This window comes from Plantactinospora sp. B6F1 (assembly GCF_040120695.1).
Lineage (GTDB): Bacteria > Actinomycetota > Actinomycetes > Mycobacteriales > Micromonosporaceae > Plantactinospora.
This window is the reverse complement of record NZ_JBEEAC010000008.1, coordinates 82947-97537: the sequence shown is the minus strand read 5'-3', so window position 1 is coordinate 97537 and position 14591 is coordinate 82947. Positions and strand designations below refer to the sequence as shown.

Here is a 14591-nt window from a genome sequence, read left to right as displayed (position 1 = left end):
GGTGAACCGAAAATGAACTTTGACCGAGCGGATCAGGGGAAGGTCGGCAGTGTGATCCGGACCAGCCGCCCGGCGTCGTCGTGCTCCAGCCGGACCCGCTGGCCCAGCCGGAGCAGCCGCAGGCCGGAGGCGTCGAACGCGGTCGCCGGAAACGTGACCCGGGAGCCGTCGTCCAGCAGCAGCGTGCCGGTCCGGGTCTCCGGGTCGTAGTCGGCCACCGTGCCCTGCATGCCCAGCACCGTACACCGGACGGCGGGGCGGTGGGGCGGGCCGAGGGCGACGGCACGGTACCGCCACGCAGGTCGTGGCTGTGCGCTCGGCAGTGCCCGTGACCCGGTCCCTGTCCGCCGGCGCCGACCGTCGGCTCACCGCGGCCGCGTGCTCGGCAGGCCGGCGCCGACCGTCGGGTCACCGTGGCCGCGTGCTCGGCAGGCCGGCGCCGACCGTCGGGTCACCGCCGCGGTGTGCCGGCCGAGTCCGAGCGCGACCGCGGCACGCAGGTCGGCCGGGGTGTCGACGTCGCGGCGCAGCGTCGGCCAGGCGCCGGTCAGCGGGCGGGCACCGGAGGCCGTGTGCGCCGCCGCCGAGCCCGGGCCGAACCGGGGATCCAGGTCGGCCCCCGGTGCGGCGGTGAGCAGCACCGTTCCGGTGCCGGGGGCGTCCGCGACGAACCGGCGTACGTCGGGCGGCCCGGCCGCGGCCCGCAGCGCCTCGGCCAGCTCGGCCGGGCGCAGTGCCGGCAGGTCGGCGGTGAGCGCCGCCACCGGGCCACCGGAGGCCGCTGCCGCGCCCCGGGTGAACGCGGGGTTCAGCCCGGCGGCCGGCGGCTCCGCCACGATCCGGGCGCCGAGCCGGCCCAGGGCCCGGGTGGCCTCCGGGTCGTTGGTCACCACCAGCAGTTCCCGGACGGCCGGGCAGCCGAGTACGGCCTCGGCGGTGTCCTCGGCCAGGGCGAGGGCGAGCAGCTCGTGCGGTACGCCGTCGAGCGCACCGCGCAGCCGGCTCTTCGCCGACCCGAGGCGCTTGACCGGCACCACCACGGTCCAGTTCCGCTCCGCCACGTGGCAATCCTGCCAGTTGGCCGTCGTCGACCCTGCGAGTGGCATACCCGCCATCGGGATACCCCTGGCTGGCCGTAGCCAGGACGAGCAGGCATGATTTCGGCTGCGGGCGGCGGCACCCCCGGGCCCGGGTCGGTGACGGGCCGGACGGGGTGGGCACCGGCGGTGTCACCTCGCCACCCGAGCCAGGACGCCCACACGGCGCCCCGGCCGGGCCGCGCCAGGGTCGGACGACGAGGAGGCACAGTGACACGGCGCAGGCTGGGATTCTGGCGACGGTTCGCCGTCTCGGTGGTCAAGCCGGTGCTGACCGTCTGGACACGGCGCGACTGGCGCGGCATGGCGCACATCCCGTCGTCCGGTGGCGTGATCATCGTGCCGAACCACCTCTCCCACTTCGACCCGCTCGTCTCGGCGCACTTCATCTACGACTCCGGCCGCTGGCCCAGCTACCTGGGCAAGGCGAGCGTCTTCAAGGTGCCGGTGCTCGGCAGGATCCTGCTGAAGTGCCACCAGATCCCGGTGGAGCGCGGCACCGTCGACGCGGCCAGGTCGCTGGAGGCCCTGGACCGGGCGATCCGCTCCGGCGCCGCTGTGGTGATCTATCCCGAGGGCACCACCACCCGCGAGCCCGAGCTGTGGCCGATGCGTGGCAAGACCGGCGCCGCCCGGCTCGCCCTGGCCACCGGCGCCCCGGTGGTGCCGGTGGTGATGTGGGGACCACAGCGGATCTTCGACCCGCGGACGAAGAAGGTCAGCCTCCGGCCGCGTACCCCGGTGACGGTGGTCGCCGGTCCGCCGGTGGACCTGAGCCGTTGGGCCGACGCGGCGCCGAGCAAGGCCGTACTGGACGAGATGACCGACGCCATCATGCTGCGGCTGCGTGACATGCTGGCCGAGATCCGGGGCGGGACGCCACCACCGCTCTGGTCGGCGCAGCCGAACCGGCGTACCGAGGAATCGGCATGAGAAGCCACGTGGCGGTGCTCGGCGCCGGCTCCTGGGGTACGGCCTTCGCCAAGGTGCTCGCCGACGCGGGCCGGAACGTGGTGGTCTGGGCCCGCCGACCGGCGGTGGCCGAGGCGATCCGGAACACCCGGACCAACCCCGACTACCTGCCTCGGCTGCGGCTGCCGGCGGCGGTACGCCCCACCGTCGACGCCGCCGAGGCGATCACCGGCGCCGACCTGGTGGTGCTGGCGGTGCCCTCGCAGACGCTGCGCGGCAACCTGGCCGAGTGGGCCCGGCACCTGGAACCCGACTCGTCGTTGGTCTCGCTGATGAAGGGGATCGAGCTCGGCACCACCAAGCGGATGAGCGAGGTGATCGTGGAGGCCGCCGGGGTGGCGGCGGACCGGGTCGTGGTGGTCTCCGGCCCCAACCTGGCCGCCGAGATCGCCGCCGAGCAGCCCGCCGCGACCGTGGTCGCCTGCACCGACACCGACCGGGCGACCCTGGTGCAGGCGTCGGTCAACACGCCGTACCTGCGGCCGTACACCAACGACGACGTGATCGGCTGCGAGCTGGGCGGCGCGGTCAAGAACGTGATCGCGTTGGCGTACGGCATCACCACCGCGATGGGGCTGGGTGACAACACCCGGGCCACCCTGATCACCCGGGGGTTGGCCGAGACCGCCCGGCTCGGGGTGGCGCTCGGCGCCGACCCGCTCACCTTCGCCGGGCTGGCCGGCCTCGGCGACCTGGTAGCCACCTGCTCATCGCCGCTGTCCCGCAACCGCACCTTCGGCGAGCGCCTGGGCCGGGGCGAAACCCTGGAGCAGGCACAGGCGGCGACCCGGCAGACCGCCGAAGGGGTGAAGAGCTGCCTGGCGATCCGGGACCTGTCCCGGGCACGCGGGGTGGAGATGCCGATCACCGAGCAGGTCGAGCGGGTCTGTCACGAGCGTGCCGACCCGCACGCCGCGATGGCCGCCCTGATGAGCCGCAAGCCGAAACCGGAGTGACCCGCAAGCCGAGACCGGAGTGACCCGAACCGAGCCGCGGAAGGACACGATGCCCGACCAGTCGAACTACGGCGACGGCACCCGCAGCGTGCACGCCGGCCTACCGGAGCCGACGCCGGGGGAGCCGTTCCTGCCCGGGCCGGTCTTCGCCGGCCCCTACCATCTCGACCCGGCGATCGGCCCGGAGGCGACCCCGAACGGGTACGGCCGGCCGGACAACCCGACCCGGCGCGGGCTGGAGGCGGCCATCGGTGAGCTGGAAGGCGGTGACTGTCTCGCCTTCGCCAGCGGGCAGGCCGCGATCACCGCCGTACTCCTTGCGGTGCTCCGGCCCGGCGATACCGTACTGCTGCCGGCCGACGGGTACTTCACGGTGCGGGCGTTCGCCGCCGAGACGCTGCGCGGGATCGGCGTACGCGTCGAGTTCGTGCCGACCGCCGGCCCGTACCCGGCGTTCGACGGCGTACGTCTGGTGCTGGTCGAGACGCCGGCCAACCCGGGCCTGGACGTCTGCGACATCGCCGAGCTGGCGGCCGGGGCGCGAGCCGCCGGTGCGCTGCTGGCGGTCGACAACACCACCGCGACACCGCTCGGCCAGCGACCGCTGGAACTCGGCGCCGACCTCGTGGTCGCGTCCGGCACCAAGGCGCTGACCGGGCACTCCGACCTGCTGCTCGGGTACGTCGCCAGCCGGAACGCCGAGCTGCTGGAGACGATCCGGGGCTGGCGGACCAGCACCGGCTCGATTCCCGGTGCCTTCGACGCGTGGCTGGCACACCGGTCGCTGGCCACGCTGGACCTGCGGTTGGCCCGGCAGAGCGCGAACGCGGCGGCGGTGGCGGCGGCGCTGCGGGCCCGCTCCGACGTCTCCGGCGTACGTTGGCCAGGGCTCGCCGACGACCCGGCGTACCCGATCGCCAGCCGGCAGTTGCGGCGGGTGCCGGGGATCGTCGCCGTCGACCTCGGCGACGCCGACCGGGTGACCCGGTTCCTGACCGCCAGTCGGCTGGTCTTCGCGGCGACCTCCTTCGGCGGCCTGCACACCAGCGCCGACCGGCGGGCTCAGTGGGGCGACGACGTCTCCGCCGGATTCGTGCGACTCTCCTGCGGGGTCGAGGACGCCGCCGACCTGGTCGCCGACCTGACCGCTGCGCTCGACGCGGCCGGTTGACCGCTGGGTCCGGCGTGGCCGGTTGACCGCTGCGCTCGACGTGGCCGGTTGACCGCTGCGCTCGACGCGGCCGGTTGACCGCTGGCTCGATGCGGTCGGCTGCACGTGGCGCTCGCCTCGCCGGCCGCGCCGGCGCGAGCCGGAACCGGGGTACGCTGCGGCGACTCGTTCCGGTATGCGGACAATGCTGCGGATCATGCCGGGCCTGGTCACGACCGGCCTGCTGGCAGCCGGATGCACCGGGCCGGGGCCGGCCATCGCGACCGCGACGCCTACGCCGACCGCGACGCCCACCGCCGGGTCGCCGGGGACGGTACCGGTGTCGGGCGGTGCCCGGACGGTCCTCTCCTGTGCGCACGTGGTCGATCGGGTCGACGCGCCACCGGACGGCTGGCCGGCGCTGGCCGGCGCGGTGGCGATGACGCCGCACCGGCTGGAGCCGTCCCCGACCGGCGACGCCGGGCCGGCCCGGCTCTTCGCCAAGACCGGCCTGGCGGTCCGGGCGGACTCCCGCGTCGACCTGGCGGTGCGGGCGAACCAGGTCGGCCGGCTCTGGATCGGCTGGGGGAGTCCGGCGCGGCCCGACCGGGCGCTGCACTTCCCGGGTTGCCCCGGCGAGTCCGGCTGGCTGGTCTTTGCCGGTGGCGTCTGGCTCGACGTGCCCGCCTGTGTGCCGGTGACCGTCCGGTCGGCCGGACGCGAGGAGCGGGTCCGGATGCGGGTCGGCGCAGACTGTCCGGAGTGACCGTGGCGGACCGCCGCCCGGGCCGGAATCGGCGATTATCCTCGGGATGGCAGGTGGCTGTGCAGCGTCCACCCGCACCGGGAGGCACACCATGGCGACTTCGGAAGTACCGGTCGTGGTCGGGCTCGACAACGGCGGTAACAGCAACAACGCCACCGTGCTGGACGTTACCGGGCGGTTCCTGGTCGACGAGCTGGTCGAGATCCCGTGCCGGGTGCTGGAGGGCCCGGAGGCGGCGGTCGAGGCGCTGGCGGCGTCGATGGCGCAGGTGCTGGCGCTCACCGGCATCCGGCCCGAGCGGGTCCGGGCCGTCGGGCTGGACACCCCGGGGCCGGCCAGCGCCACCGGGGTCATCTCGTCGCGGGGCTCGACGAACTTCTCCCAGCCGGCCTGGCGCGGCTACGACATCCGTGGTGCCCTTGAACGCAGGCTCGGCCTGCCGGTCGCCTACCACAACGACGGCAACGCGGCCGCGCTCTACGCTCACCACTCCTACTTCGGCACCGACGCGCCCCAGCGGTCGTCGGTCTCCGCCATCGTCGGCACCGGTCTCGGCGGTGGTGTGGTCGTCCGGGGGCAGGTGGTCACCGGCACGGCCGGGATGGCCGGCGAACTCGGGCACGTACACATCCCGATGTTCGGCCTGCTCGCCGAGGGGCAGCCGACGCCGGTCTGCAACTGCGGGTTCGTCGGGGACGTGGAGAGCGTCGCCTCGCTGACCGGCATCCGGCGCAACCTGCTGCCGTACTGGCTGGGCCGGTACGCCGGGCACCCGCTCGCCGAGCTCGACCCGGTGAGCGCCGCCAGGCAGGTCCGGTCGTACGGGGTGGACGGCGACCCGATGGCGCTGCGGATCTTCGAGCAGCAGGCGATGGCCCTGGGTCGGCTCTTCACCATCGTCGCCAACTTCACCGACCCGGACGGGTACTTCGTCGGCGGTGGCGTGGTGGAGGCGACTCCGGAGTTTCGGGACTGGTTCCTGGCCACCGTCCGGGAGCACACCACGCTCCGGGCCGAGCAGGCGGAGCGGGCCCGGTTCGCGTTGGTGCCGGATCTCGACATGGCCGGGGCCCGTGGTGCCGCCATCGCCGCGCTCAAACTGCTGGACGGGCCGGCCAGCCCGGTCGTCCGCGGCGATGAGAACGCACGGCCGGACCCCGCGTCCTAGGGTTCGGCTCGGGGCTGGGCGGGTGGAGCAGGCCGGGCCGGCCGTGTCGATGGTGCCGGCGGTACGGCCGGCGGTAGGGATGGCCCGACCCTGACCGACTCAGGGTCGCGGAACCCCGGGACCGGTCCGGGATCTTGCCGGATACGCGGTGGCGGCGGGGCGACGACGCTGGTCACATGATGTCCAGACCCCTACCTCAGCCGTGGACCGCCCGACCGTTGACCCTGGTCGCGGCGCTCGGCCTGTGCCTGACGGCGGCCCTGGGCGTCGCGGCGCACCTCGCCCCCGACCCCGGGATGAGTCCGCTCTCGCTCACCATCAGCGACTACGCGGTGTCGAACAACGGTTGGCCGATGAACCTGGCGATCCTGGTCCTCGGCGTCACCTCGCTGGCGGTACCACTGGCGTTGCGGGCCGCCCGGGTCGGAGTGGGACGTCTCGCCGAGGCGCTGCTGCTGGTCTGGTGCCTGGGGTTGATCGCCTCGGCGCTGGTACCGACCGACCCGATCGGGCAGGTCGAGCTGAGTACCCAGGGCTACGTGCACCGGTACGTCTCGGTCGCCGCCTTCGTCGCACTGCCGGTCGCGACGCTGCTGGCGATCCGCCGGCTCGCCGCCGACGTGCGCTGGCGGGACGCCGTACGCAGGTTGCGGGCGCTGGCGTTGACCAGCGTGCTCGGGCTGCTGGCGCTCTACTACGTCGCGTTCCCCGGCGGTCGGGTGATGATGGGCCTGGTCGAACGGATCCTGGTGCTGGTCGAGTTGGCGCTGCTCGCCGTCCTGGTGACCCGGCTGCACCGGGTGGCCGGCAGCCGGTCCCCCGGCGGTGCCGGCCCGGGAGGAGCCCCGCTCCGGCGTCCCGATCGGCTCGAGGTCGGCTTCGCGTCGGTAGCGATGGTCCCCGACCAGCGATGCGCCCTGACCCGCCACGCCCCCTGCCCGCCGACCCGGACCGGCGGAACAGGGGGCGTGGGGCACCGGAGCTGGGCGGGCCGAGCATTGCCGGGGGACGCAGCTCGGTGACCGCCGACCTCCACCCTGGTCAGGGGAGAACGGGGGAGGTGGGCAGCGCGGTGGTGAATGCGGTCCAGGCGGCCGGTGCGAAGATCAGTACCGGGCCGGTGGCGTCCTTGGAGTCGCGTACGGCCACGACGTCGTCGGCGGCCCCGGCGAGCAGGGCGAACTCGACGCAGGCGCCCTGGTCGCCGCTGCGGCTGCTCTTGCGCCAGGGGGCCCGGCCGAGCAGATGGTCGGTCGTCTCCGGTGACATGTCACAGTCCTTTCAGGAGGCGGTTGATGGTGTCGCGGCTTTCCGCGGGACTCAACGCGACGGCCCGCAGGTGTTCCATGATCTTCGCGCAGGTGCGCAGGTCGTGCGGCCGGTCCAGGATCAGCTGACCGGCGACGGTCTCCACCGAGGCGAGCGTCGGGTCCTCCGGGTCGGCGAACTCGAGGATGTGCAGCGAACCACGGGTGCCTCGGTGGTAGCCCGCCTTGAGCGGGATGACCTGGATGGTCACGTTCGGCAGCTCGGACATCTTGAGCAGGCTCTTCAACTGTGCCGCCATCACGGCCTCGCCGCCGACCGGCCGGAGCAGGGCGCCCTCGTCGACGATGGCGTCGAAGATCGGCGGGTCGGCCTCCTTCAGCCGTTCCTGCCGGCCGATCCGGATCTGCACCCGCTGCTCCACCTCCTCGTCTCCGAGGGTGTGCGGGCCGCCGCGCATGATCGCCCGGATGTACTCCGTGGTCTGGAGCAGACCCGGCACGACCGACGGCTCGAAGTTCGCGATCGCCGTGGCCTCGGCCTCGACCGCGATGAAGTCGATGGTGCGGCGGTCCAGGATGTACGAGTAGGAGACCCACCAGCCCGGCTTCCGGGCCTCCTTGGCGAGTTGCACCATGTCCTCGAGTTCGCTCTCCGGCCGCTTGTAGAGGGTGAGCAGGGCGCGTACCGAGGCCGGGCTGACCATCGTCTGCGCGTTCTCGTAGCGGGAGAGCGTGCTACGGGTGCTGTTGATCTCGTCGGCGGCCTGTTCGAGGGTGAGCCCGGCCGCCTCGCGGGCATGGCGTAGGGCTATGCCGAGGCGGCGGGCGCGGAACGACTTCGGAGCCATGCATCGATCCTGTCACATGGAACCGGGAATGCGTGCATGAGAGAAGGTACGTGAGAGTTGCATTCACGCGTTCACAACTGGCAATCTGTCATCACGTCCTCACCGCCGGTGGTCGTGTCGACGGTGGCTGTGGGTGACCGAAGGGGAATGAGGCGCACGGCGATCGGACCTTCCCGTACCCGATCGCCGTGTTCCTCCCGCCAACAAGCGGGACCTGGAGGTGACAGTTAGCGCTTCCCATGGCTGTCAGCCGGGGATTCCTGGCTCGGACCGCACGAGACCGCCGTCCTGGGAGGAGGAGGTGATCGCGTGTCTTACGTCGTCGGCGCCAGCACGCTCACGTGCTGCCGTGGCGAGGATCGTCCTCGCGGCGTTCGGGTCGCGGCAGCTCGCGGCGTTCGGGTCGCGGCAGGCGGTGTGTCCGCAGGCGTGGCAGCGGAAGACCATCGCGATCGCGGCCTCGGCGGTCTTGCGGCCCAGCCGGTGGGTGTACCGCACCGTCTCGTCCCCGCCTCGCGGCGTCTCAGCCGCATCCGACAGTTTTGCCCGCGGTGGAGCCGACGCCATGGCGAACACCGGAGGCGGCTCGCCGTGGCATCTGACCGGCACGGACCTCGGAGTGGTCGCGGGCGGCGAAGCCACCCGGGATGGCGGCCGGGACGGTCAAGGTGACCCGGTACCTCGTGGTGCTCACCGACGTGCGGCCATTGACCAAGGAGGGCCGGGACGAGCGGATCGAGCCGGAGCGGCGCCGCCAGGTCGTCGGCGCCACCAGCCGGGAGGCCGCCGACCGGATCGCCACCGCCTTCGCGGCGCTCGGCATGGTGCGGGCGGGACGACAGCGGGTCAAGGTACTCGCGGTCGGCCGCCGACGATCCCCCGGCGGCTGAGCCGCCACCGAGCCGCGGGTCAGCCGTCCGGAGCCACGGGTCAGCCGTCCGAGGTGCCGGTCAGCCGTCCGAGCCACGGGTCAGCCGTCCGAGGCGCCGGTCACCGCCCGAGCCACGGGTCAGCCGTCCGAGGTGAGGCGGCGGAGCCGGAACCAACAGCGCCGGACCAGCAGCGCGACCTCGACGGCCGCCCGGCTGCGCCACCGGACGATCAGGGTAAGCAGCGGTACGACCACCGCCGCCGTGCCGACGACCACGACCGGGACCGGCGGGTGGGGGCCGAGCGTGAAGAGCAGCATGCCCAGCAGCAGCGCGACGAGCCGCAGCGGCGCGGTGACGAAGGAGAACCGGTAGCGGTTGGCCAGGATCAGCGCGCGGATTGGGGCCGTCAGCCGGTTGAACCGCCAGCGCAGCAGCGCGAGGACGGCAGCCGCGCCGGCCAGTGCCACCAGCACCCCGCCGGCCGCAGCGAGCGGTCGGGACCCGATCGCCTCCTGCGACGTCCCGACCAGGAAGGCGACGACCAGGAGCAGGGCGCAGCCGAGATCGGTCAGCAGCCAGAGCGCCCGCCGGGCATTGTCGGTGGCGGCCCGGATCGCGACCGGATCGGTGGGTACCGTCCGGAGCATCCCGGCCATGGCTGGCGAGGCGCGTACCGCCCGTCCCCGATCACTGTCCAGGGTGGCCAGTCCGTGCAACGCCTGCGGGTCGTCGGGGGCGAGCCGCAGCGCCTCCAGGTACGCCGCCCGCGCCCGACCGAACTCGGCCATCCGGCGCTGCACCTTCCCCTCGGCGACGTGCGCCGAGACACTCTCGGGGTCGAGTTCCCTGGCCCGCCGGGTCGCGCCCAGCGCGGCGAGGACCGTCCGGGTACCGCGACCGCGTAGCAGCGCCTCGGCCCGGGCGAGTTCGTTGCGGGCGTCGTCCGGATCGAGGGTACGGGCCAGCTCGGCGGCGGCGAGTGCCTCGGGAATCCGGCCCAGCTGGCGCAGCGCCAGGGAGCGGTTGCGCTGCACCCATGGACTGTCCGGGGTGGCCTGGGCCGCCAGGTCGAGCACGGTCAGCATGTCCGTCCAGCGGCGTTCCTGCTGGTAGCAGTAGCCGAGTACCTGCAGGGCCTGGCTGTCGTTCGGGTCGGCCCGCAGCGCCTCGGCGATCAGCGGATAGGCGGCCCTGACCCGGCCGACCTGGGCGAGTTGCAACGCCCGCACCAGAGGCGAGTTGCCGGCCGCCACACCCCGGTCGGCTCCGGCGGCGGCCATCAGAGCATCTTTCGCCGCTTCAGATAGCCGACCAGGTCGTCGTACACGCCGCCCTCGTTGGCGAACATCGCCACGTTGCGGGCGGTGGCGAACCACGGCTTGGTGGATGGGCGCACGTCCTTCAGCGCCCGGTCGAAGTCGCGCTGCTCGATCATCCGTACCTCGCCGCGCCGGATCGAGTCGGCCATCGCGTACTCGGCGGCCGACTCGCACAGGTGCGCCAGGTCGGCGCCGGAGAAGTCGTCGGTGGCGGCGACGATCCGGCGTACGTCGATGTTGGCGATCGGGCGGTCCCGCAGGTGGTACTCCAGGATCGAGGTACGGGCCGGCGCGTCCGGCGGGAGTACCAGGACCACCCGGTCGAGGCGGCCGGGCCGGCGTAGCGCGGGGTCCACGTCCCAGGGCGTGTTGGTGGCGGCCAGTACGAAGACGCCCTCGTTGTTGCCCTCCACCCCGTCGAGTTCGGCGAGCAGCTGGTTGCCGATCGTCCGCATCCCGCTGGAGGTCACCTTGGAGCGCTTGTGCCCGAGCGCGTCGACCTCGTCGAGGAAGAGGACGCAGGGCGCGCTGCGTCGGGCCGTCTGGAACAGCTCGTGCAGGTTGCGCTCGGAGTTGCCGATCCACATGTCCAGCACGTCCACGATGGAGAGCGAGATGAACTTGGCCCCCATCTCGCCGGCGATCGCCTTGGCCAGGAACGTCTTGCCGCAACCGGGCGGGCCGTAGAGCATCAGGCCGCCGCGCAGGCTCTTGCCGTACAGCTTGCGTAGTTCCGGGTTGCGCAGTGGGCCGAGGAACGCCAGCTCCAGCCGCTCCTTGACCTCGGTCATCCCGCCGACGTCGCCGAGCCGGATGGTGGAGACCTCGACGTCGAACATCCGGTCGGCGTCCCCGGTCACCGGCTCGGGCTGGTCACCGGCGGGTGAGAAGCGCGGCGGCACCACGTCGGCGAGTTCCCGCTCGTAGGCCGCGAGCGGATCGTCACCCTGCTGGCTCGGCCCGTCCGGCTGGCCCGGCCCGCCCGGTTGCGGTGGCCCGCCCGGTTGCGGTGGCTCCGGTGTGGCTCCGGTGCCGCCTGCCGGGACGGCGGCGGCCTTCGGGCCGGTCGCCGGGGCTGACGCCGACGTATCGGGCGCGGGTGCACCGGTGGCGGTCGAGGATGCGCCGACGCCCAGGGCTCGCTGCATCAGGGCCTGTGCCTGCGGGTCGGCCGGATTGCGGGCGAGTGCCTGCCCGACGTGCGCGATCGCCTCGGCGGGGCGTCCGGCGTCGAGGAGCAGCCCGGCGAGGTGCAGTCGCAGCGGCACGTCCGCCGGGTTCGCGTTCAGCGCCGCGGTCAGGCTGTCGATGATCGAATCGGAACTCACAAGACGAGCAGCCTAGACGGCGCGGCACGCTGACGACACCCGCAACTCCGGTCCCGGCGACCCCTCTGGTTTCGGTACGCCACCGGTTACCCCTTGTGCTCGGCGTGCTCACTCCGGTAGAGGTTTCCCGGGCCTGAAAAGGGGTGTGGACCCGGGAGGTGGCCACGCAGAGTAGGGTCACCCGGTGAGCGCACGAGGAGCGACGGCAGCGCGCCACTGGGCCTCCCGCTGGGCGGGCGCCGTGGACCAGGATGAAATGCTGGCACGGTTCCGACCGGGGCCCGGCACTGATCCCGTTAGGTCCGACCGTCGGCGACGCCGGTCCGGGTGCGGTGGCTCGCCGACCCGGCCTGCATCACCGACCGGATCGGCTGGACCGGCCGGATCGGCTGGACCGGCCGCGGCGACCCCGAACGCCCCGGAGTGGGTGCCGACCGGCGACGGCGTCGACCGGCGGTGACGCAACAAGCAGCGGCGACACTACGAGCAGCAGCGACACTACGAGCAGCGGCGACACAACGAGCAGCAGCGACACAACGAGCAGCAGCGACGAGAACGACCAGCGGTGACGCTAACGAGCAGCGGTGACGCGAACGAAAGGTGACCGGAGTGACCACCCCAGGCAAGACCCGCGTGGCCGTCGTCTTCGGCGGGCGGAGTACGGAACACGCGATCTCCTGCGTCAGCGCCGGCAGCATCCTCGGCGCGCTCGACCCGGACGAGTACGACGTGATCCCGGTGGGCATCACCAGGGCCGGTCAGTGGGTGCTGACCGACGGTGACCCGGCCCAGTTCGCCATCACCGAGCGGCGGCTGCCGGAGATCACCGCCGCCGCAGGATCCACCGTGGTGTTGCCGGCCGACCCGACCGGCGATGGTCTGATGGTGCTGGATCCGGCACAGGGGCCGCAGGCGCTCGCCGGAGTCGACGTCGTCTTCCCGGCGCTGCACGGCGCGTACGGTGAGGACGGCACCATCCAGGGGCTGCTGGAGATGGCCGGCGTCCCGTACGTCGGTGCCAACGTCTTCGCCTCGGCGGCGGCGATGGACAAGGAGTTCACCAAGAAGCTGGCGGTCGCCGAGGGCATCCCGGTGGGGCCGTACGCGGTGCTGCGCAGCGGGGTCAGCCTGACCGAGGAGGACAGGGATCGGCTCGGGCTGCCGGTCTTCGTCAAGCCCTCCCGGGCGGGTTCGTCGGTCGGGATCAGCAAGGTCTCCGACTGGGCGGATCTCGACGACGCCGTCGCGCTGGCCCGGCAGGTCGACCCGAAGGTGCTGGTCGAGGCCGCGATCGTCGGCCGGGAAATCGAGTGCGGGGTGCTGGAGGCCGAAGCGGGTGGCGGCCCGGAGGCGTCACTGCTGGCCGAGATCCGGGTGGTCGAGCACGACTTCTACGACTTCGAGGCGAAGTACCTCGACGCCAGCGACTACGACATCCCGGCCGACCTGCCGGACCGGGTCACCCGGCAGGTGCAGGAGTACGCCTGCCGCACGTTCACCGCGCTGGACTGCGCCGGACTGGCCCGGGTCGACTTCTTCGTCACCCCTGAACTGGACGTCTATCTCAACGAGATCAACACGATGCCGGGGTTCACACCCACCTCGATGTTCCCGCAGATGTGGGCGGCGACCGGCTTGGAGTATCCCAAGCTGGTGAGCCGGCTGATCCGGACCGCGCTGCGTCGAGGCACCGGCCTGCATTGACAGACGTTCGTTCGCTGGCCGTCCGGGGGCGGTCGGCCCGCTCGGAATCTGCGCGGCGCCGGTGGGATGGTGGTCAGTTCTCGCAGCCGGTCGGCACGTTCGGCACCGACGGCACGGAGGCGACCAGGGAGTCCGACACCGGTGCCGCCCACTGCACCGTCTGCTCCTGCCCGGCCGGCACGCTGAGCCGGACCGGTACCTCGCGGTCCACGGTGGTCAGTACCAGGTCGCCGTCGCGGTGTTCGGTGAGCCAGCAGACGTTGTTGACCATCCACAGGTCGGGCACGTCCGGGATGGGCGGCTCGGCCACGCCGCAGGCCAGGGTGACGGCCGGGTCGCCGAATGCGGCGTTCTGCTCCGGGCCGGCGGTGACCGGCCGCTGGCCGGCACCGCGCAGGGTGGCGGGCAACCGGGACAGCAGCGCCCGGCAGACCGTGGCCGGCCGTTCGGCCAGGACCGGGGCGGCCATCTGCACCGGCGTGGTCACCTGCGGCGCGGCGGCGGTCGGCGTCGAGGCGGGCCGCTCTACCGAGCCCGGCCGGAGCTGGCCGAAGATCAGCACCGCGACGAGGGCGGTCAGCGGCAGGGCGACCACCGTCGCCCAGATCGCCGCCTGCCGGGTGGTCCGGTCCGCCCGGGGCTTGGCCGGCCGGTCCGCCGGATCGATCGCCGCCTCCGGTTTCCTCTGCTGCCCGTCCGGCCGGTCGGGCGTCGTGCTCCGTGCCATCTACAACCGGACCACGGAACAGGTCAGCGTGCGGGTGATCCCGGGCACCAACTGCACCTTACTGACGATCATCTTGCCCAGCTCGTCGACGGTGTGCGCCTCGGTGAGCACGACGACGTCGTACGGCCCGGTGACGGCGTCGACCCGGACCACTCCGGGAATATCCGAGATGTGCGCGGCCACGTCACGTGCCCTTCCGACCTCAGTCTGGATGAGGATGTACGCCTGGACCACGACCCGCCTCCCGTCCGCCGCAGTGCGGCTCGACCGTGAAAATACCGTACGGAGCAGGTCGGATCCCGATCGGTGGTCGGAGGAGGCACGATGAGCGATCGAATCGGTCGGTCCGGTGCGGGTGCGGTGCCGGGTCCGGAGGCATCCGGGGACAGGTGGCCGGCGCCGACGACCGACCCGGC

The 14591-nt window shown here is 72.9% G+C and carries 17 protein-coding genes; 8 read left to right on the top strand and 9 right to left on the bottom strand.

Annotation, left to right across the window (positions count from 1 at the left end; genetic code table 11):
* Nucleotides 1–32: 32 nt before the first annotated feature.
* Entirely contained in the window at nucleotides 33–230 is a 198-nt protein-coding gene (locus ABNF97_RS13615; protein ID WP_207230610.1) for a cold-shock protein, read from the bottom strand.
* A 135-nt stretch (nucleotides 231–365) separates the two neighbouring features.
* Nucleotides 366–1061: a 2-phospho-L-lactate guanylyltransferase gene (gene cofC / locus ABNF97_RS13610; protein WP_349338737.1), complete on the bottom strand. Its 696-nt coding sequence runs from the start codon at nucleotides 1059–1061 to the stop codon at nucleotides 366–368.
* 246 nt (nucleotides 1062–1307) lie between these two features.
* Here cofC and ABNF97_RS13605 point away from each other — a divergent pair, with 246 nt between their 5' ends.
* From ABNF97_RS13605 to ABNF97_RS13580, 6 genes are all read left to right on the top strand, one after another.
* The gene (locus ABNF97_RS13605; RefSeq protein WP_130464375.1) at nucleotides 1308–2030 is read left to right on the top strand and encodes a 1-acyl-sn-glycerol-3-phosphate acyltransferase; all 723 of its coding nucleotides are present in this window, start codon (nucleotides 1308–1310) and stop codon (nucleotides 2028–2030) included.
* Nucleotides 2027–3025, top strand: a complete 999-nt coding sequence (locus ABNF97_RS13600; protein ID WP_130464374.1) for an NAD(P)H-dependent glycerol-3-phosphate dehydrogenase — start codon at nucleotides 2027–2029, stop codon at nucleotides 3023–3025. Before ABNF97_RS13605 ends, ABNF97_RS13600 begins: the two co-directional genes overlap by 4 nt.
* Nucleotides 3026–3074: 49 nt before the next feature.
* Nucleotides 3075–4196 carry a cystathionine gamma-lyase gene (locus ABNF97_RS13595; RefSeq protein WP_130464373.1) on the top strand — a complete coding sequence of 374 codons (1122 nt, stop codon included), beginning with the start codon at nucleotides 3075–3077 and terminating at the stop codon, nucleotides 4194–4196.
* A gap of 175 nt (nucleotides 4197–4371) precedes the next feature.
* Nucleotides 4372–4941, top strand: coding sequence for a hypothetical protein (locus ABNF97_RS13590; protein WP_349338736.1), 570 nt, complete (start codon nucleotides 4372–4374; stop codon nucleotides 4939–4941).
* Nucleotides 4942–5032: 91 nt separating this feature from the next.
* Nucleotides 5033–6109, top strand: a complete 1077-nt coding sequence (locus ABNF97_RS13585) for an ROK family protein (RefSeq protein WP_130464371.1) — start codon at nucleotides 5033–5035, stop codon at nucleotides 6107–6109.
* Nucleotides 6110–6285: 176 nt separating this feature from the next.
* Nucleotides 6286–7131: a DUF998 domain-containing protein gene (locus tag ABNF97_RS13580; protein ID WP_130464370.1), complete on the top strand. Its 846-nt coding sequence runs from the start codon at nucleotides 6286–6288 to the stop codon at nucleotides 7129–7131.
* A 19-nt stretch (nucleotides 7132–7150) separates the two neighbouring features.
* On the opposite strand, the gene ABNF97_RS13575 is transcribed toward ABNF97_RS13580, so the two are convergent.
* From ABNF97_RS13575 to ABNF97_RS13565, 3 genes are all read right to left on the bottom strand, one after another.
* Nucleotides 7151–7378, bottom strand: a complete 228-nt coding sequence (locus ABNF97_RS13575) for a DUF397 domain-containing protein (protein ID WP_130464369.1) — start codon at nucleotides 7376–7378, stop codon at nucleotides 7151–7153.
* A gap of 1 nt (nucleotide 7379) precedes the next feature.
* On the bottom strand, nucleotides 7380–8225 hold the full coding sequence (locus ABNF97_RS13570; RefSeq protein ID WP_130464368.1) for a Scr1 family TA system antitoxin-like transcriptional regulator: 846 nt from the start codon (nucleotides 8223–8225) through the stop codon (nucleotides 7380–7382).
* 246 nt (nucleotides 8226–8471) lie between these two features.
* The gene (locus tag ABNF97_RS13565; protein ID WP_349338735.1) at nucleotides 8472–8723 is read right to left on the bottom strand and encodes a hypothetical protein; all 252 of its coding nucleotides are present in this window, start codon (nucleotides 8721–8723) and stop codon (nucleotides 8472–8474) included.
* A 149-nt stretch (nucleotides 8724–8872) separates the two neighbouring features.
* Between ABNF97_RS13565 and ABNF97_RS13560 the strand changes: the two genes are divergently transcribed.
* Nucleotides 8873–9115 (top strand): hypothetical protein, encoded by a 243-nt coding sequence (locus tag ABNF97_RS13560; RefSeq protein ID WP_207230609.1) that lies wholly within the window; start codon nucleotides 8873–8875, stop codon nucleotides 9113–9115.
* 119 nt (nucleotides 9116–9234) lie between these two features.
* On the opposite strand, the gene ABNF97_RS13555 is transcribed toward ABNF97_RS13560, so the two are convergent.
* Both ABNF97_RS13555 and ABNF97_RS13550 read right to left on the bottom strand, forming a co-directional pair.
* Nucleotides 9235–10377 (bottom strand): tetratricopeptide repeat protein, encoded by a 1143-nt coding sequence (locus ABNF97_RS13555; RefSeq protein ID WP_349338734.1) that lies wholly within the window; start codon nucleotides 10375–10377, stop codon nucleotides 9235–9237.
* Nucleotides 10377–11744: an ATP-binding protein gene (locus ABNF97_RS13550; protein ID WP_349338733.1), complete on the bottom strand. Its 1368-nt coding sequence runs from the start codon at nucleotides 11742–11744 to the stop codon at nucleotides 10377–10379. Before ABNF97_RS13550 ends, ABNF97_RS13555 begins: the two co-directional genes overlap by 1 nt.
* A 609-nt stretch (nucleotides 11745–12353) precedes the next feature.
* Here ABNF97_RS13550 and ABNF97_RS13545 point away from each other — a divergent pair.
* Nucleotides 12354–13448, top strand: a complete 1095-nt coding sequence (locus tag ABNF97_RS13545) for a D-alanine--D-alanine ligase (RefSeq protein ID WP_130464363.1) — start codon at nucleotides 12354–12356, stop codon at nucleotides 13446–13448.
* 73 nt (nucleotides 13449–13521) lie between these two features.
* Here the strand turns inward: ABNF97_RS13545 and ABNF97_RS13540 are convergent, their stop codons facing one another.
* Both ABNF97_RS13540 and ABNF97_RS13535 read right to left on the bottom strand, forming a co-directional pair.
* Complete coding sequence (locus ABNF97_RS13540; RefSeq protein ID WP_130464362.1) at nucleotides 13522–14175, bottom strand: DUF3515 family protein; 654 nt, start codon at nucleotides 14173–14175, stop codon at nucleotides 13522–13524.
* Nucleotides 14176–14409, bottom strand: a complete 234-nt coding sequence (locus ABNF97_RS13535) for an Lrp/AsnC ligand binding domain-containing protein (RefSeq protein ID WP_101370271.1) — start codon at nucleotides 14407–14409, stop codon at nucleotides 14176–14178.
* Nucleotides 14410–14591 lie beyond the last annotated feature (182 nt).

Excerpts from the sequence above, each read along its gene's own strand:
- ABNF97_RS13595 (WP_130464373.1), top strand. The coding sequence starts at position 3,075 with ATGCCCGACCAGTCGAACTACGGCGACGGCACCCGCAGCGTGCACGCC.
- ABNF97_RS13555 (WP_349338734.1), bottom strand. The coding sequence starts at position 10,377 with ATGGCCGCCGCCGGAGCCGACCGGGGTGTGGCGGCCGGCAACTCGCCT.
- ABNF97_RS13615 (WP_207230610.1), bottom strand. The coding sequence starts at position 230 with ATGCAGGGCACGGTGGCCGACTACGACCCGGAGACCCGGACCGGCACG.
- ABNF97_RS13575 (WP_130464369.1), bottom strand. The coding sequence starts at position 7,378 with ATGTCACCGGAGACGACCGACCATCTGCTCGGCCGGGCCCCCTGGCGC.
- ABNF97_RS13580 (WP_130464370.1), top strand. The coding sequence starts at position 6,286 with ATGATGTCCAGACCCCTACCTCAGCCGTGGACCGCCCGACCGTTGACC.
- ABNF97_RS13600 (WP_130464374.1), top strand. The coding sequence starts at position 2,027 with ATGAGAAGCCACGTGGCGGTGCTCGGCGCCGGCTCCTGGGGTACGGCC.
- ABNF97_RS13540 (WP_130464362.1), bottom strand. The coding sequence starts at position 14,175 with ATGGCACGGAGCACGACGCCCGACCGGCCGGACGGGCAGCAGAGGAAA.
- ABNF97_RS13585 (WP_130464371.1), top strand. The coding sequence starts at position 5,033 with ATGGCGACTTCGGAAGTACCGGTCGTGGTCGGGCTCGACAACGGCGGT.
- ABNF97_RS13560 (WP_207230609.1), top strand. The coding sequence starts at position 8,873 with ATGGCGGCCGGGACGGTCAAGGTGACCCGGTACCTCGTGGTGCTCACC.
- ABNF97_RS13570 (WP_130464368.1), bottom strand. The coding sequence starts at position 8,225 with ATGGCTCCGAAGTCGTTCCGCGCCCGCCGCCTCGGCATAGCCCTACGC.
- ABNF97_RS13590 (WP_349338736.1), top strand. The coding sequence starts at position 4,372 with ATGCGGACAATGCTGCGGATCATGCCGGGCCTGGTCACGACCGGCCTG.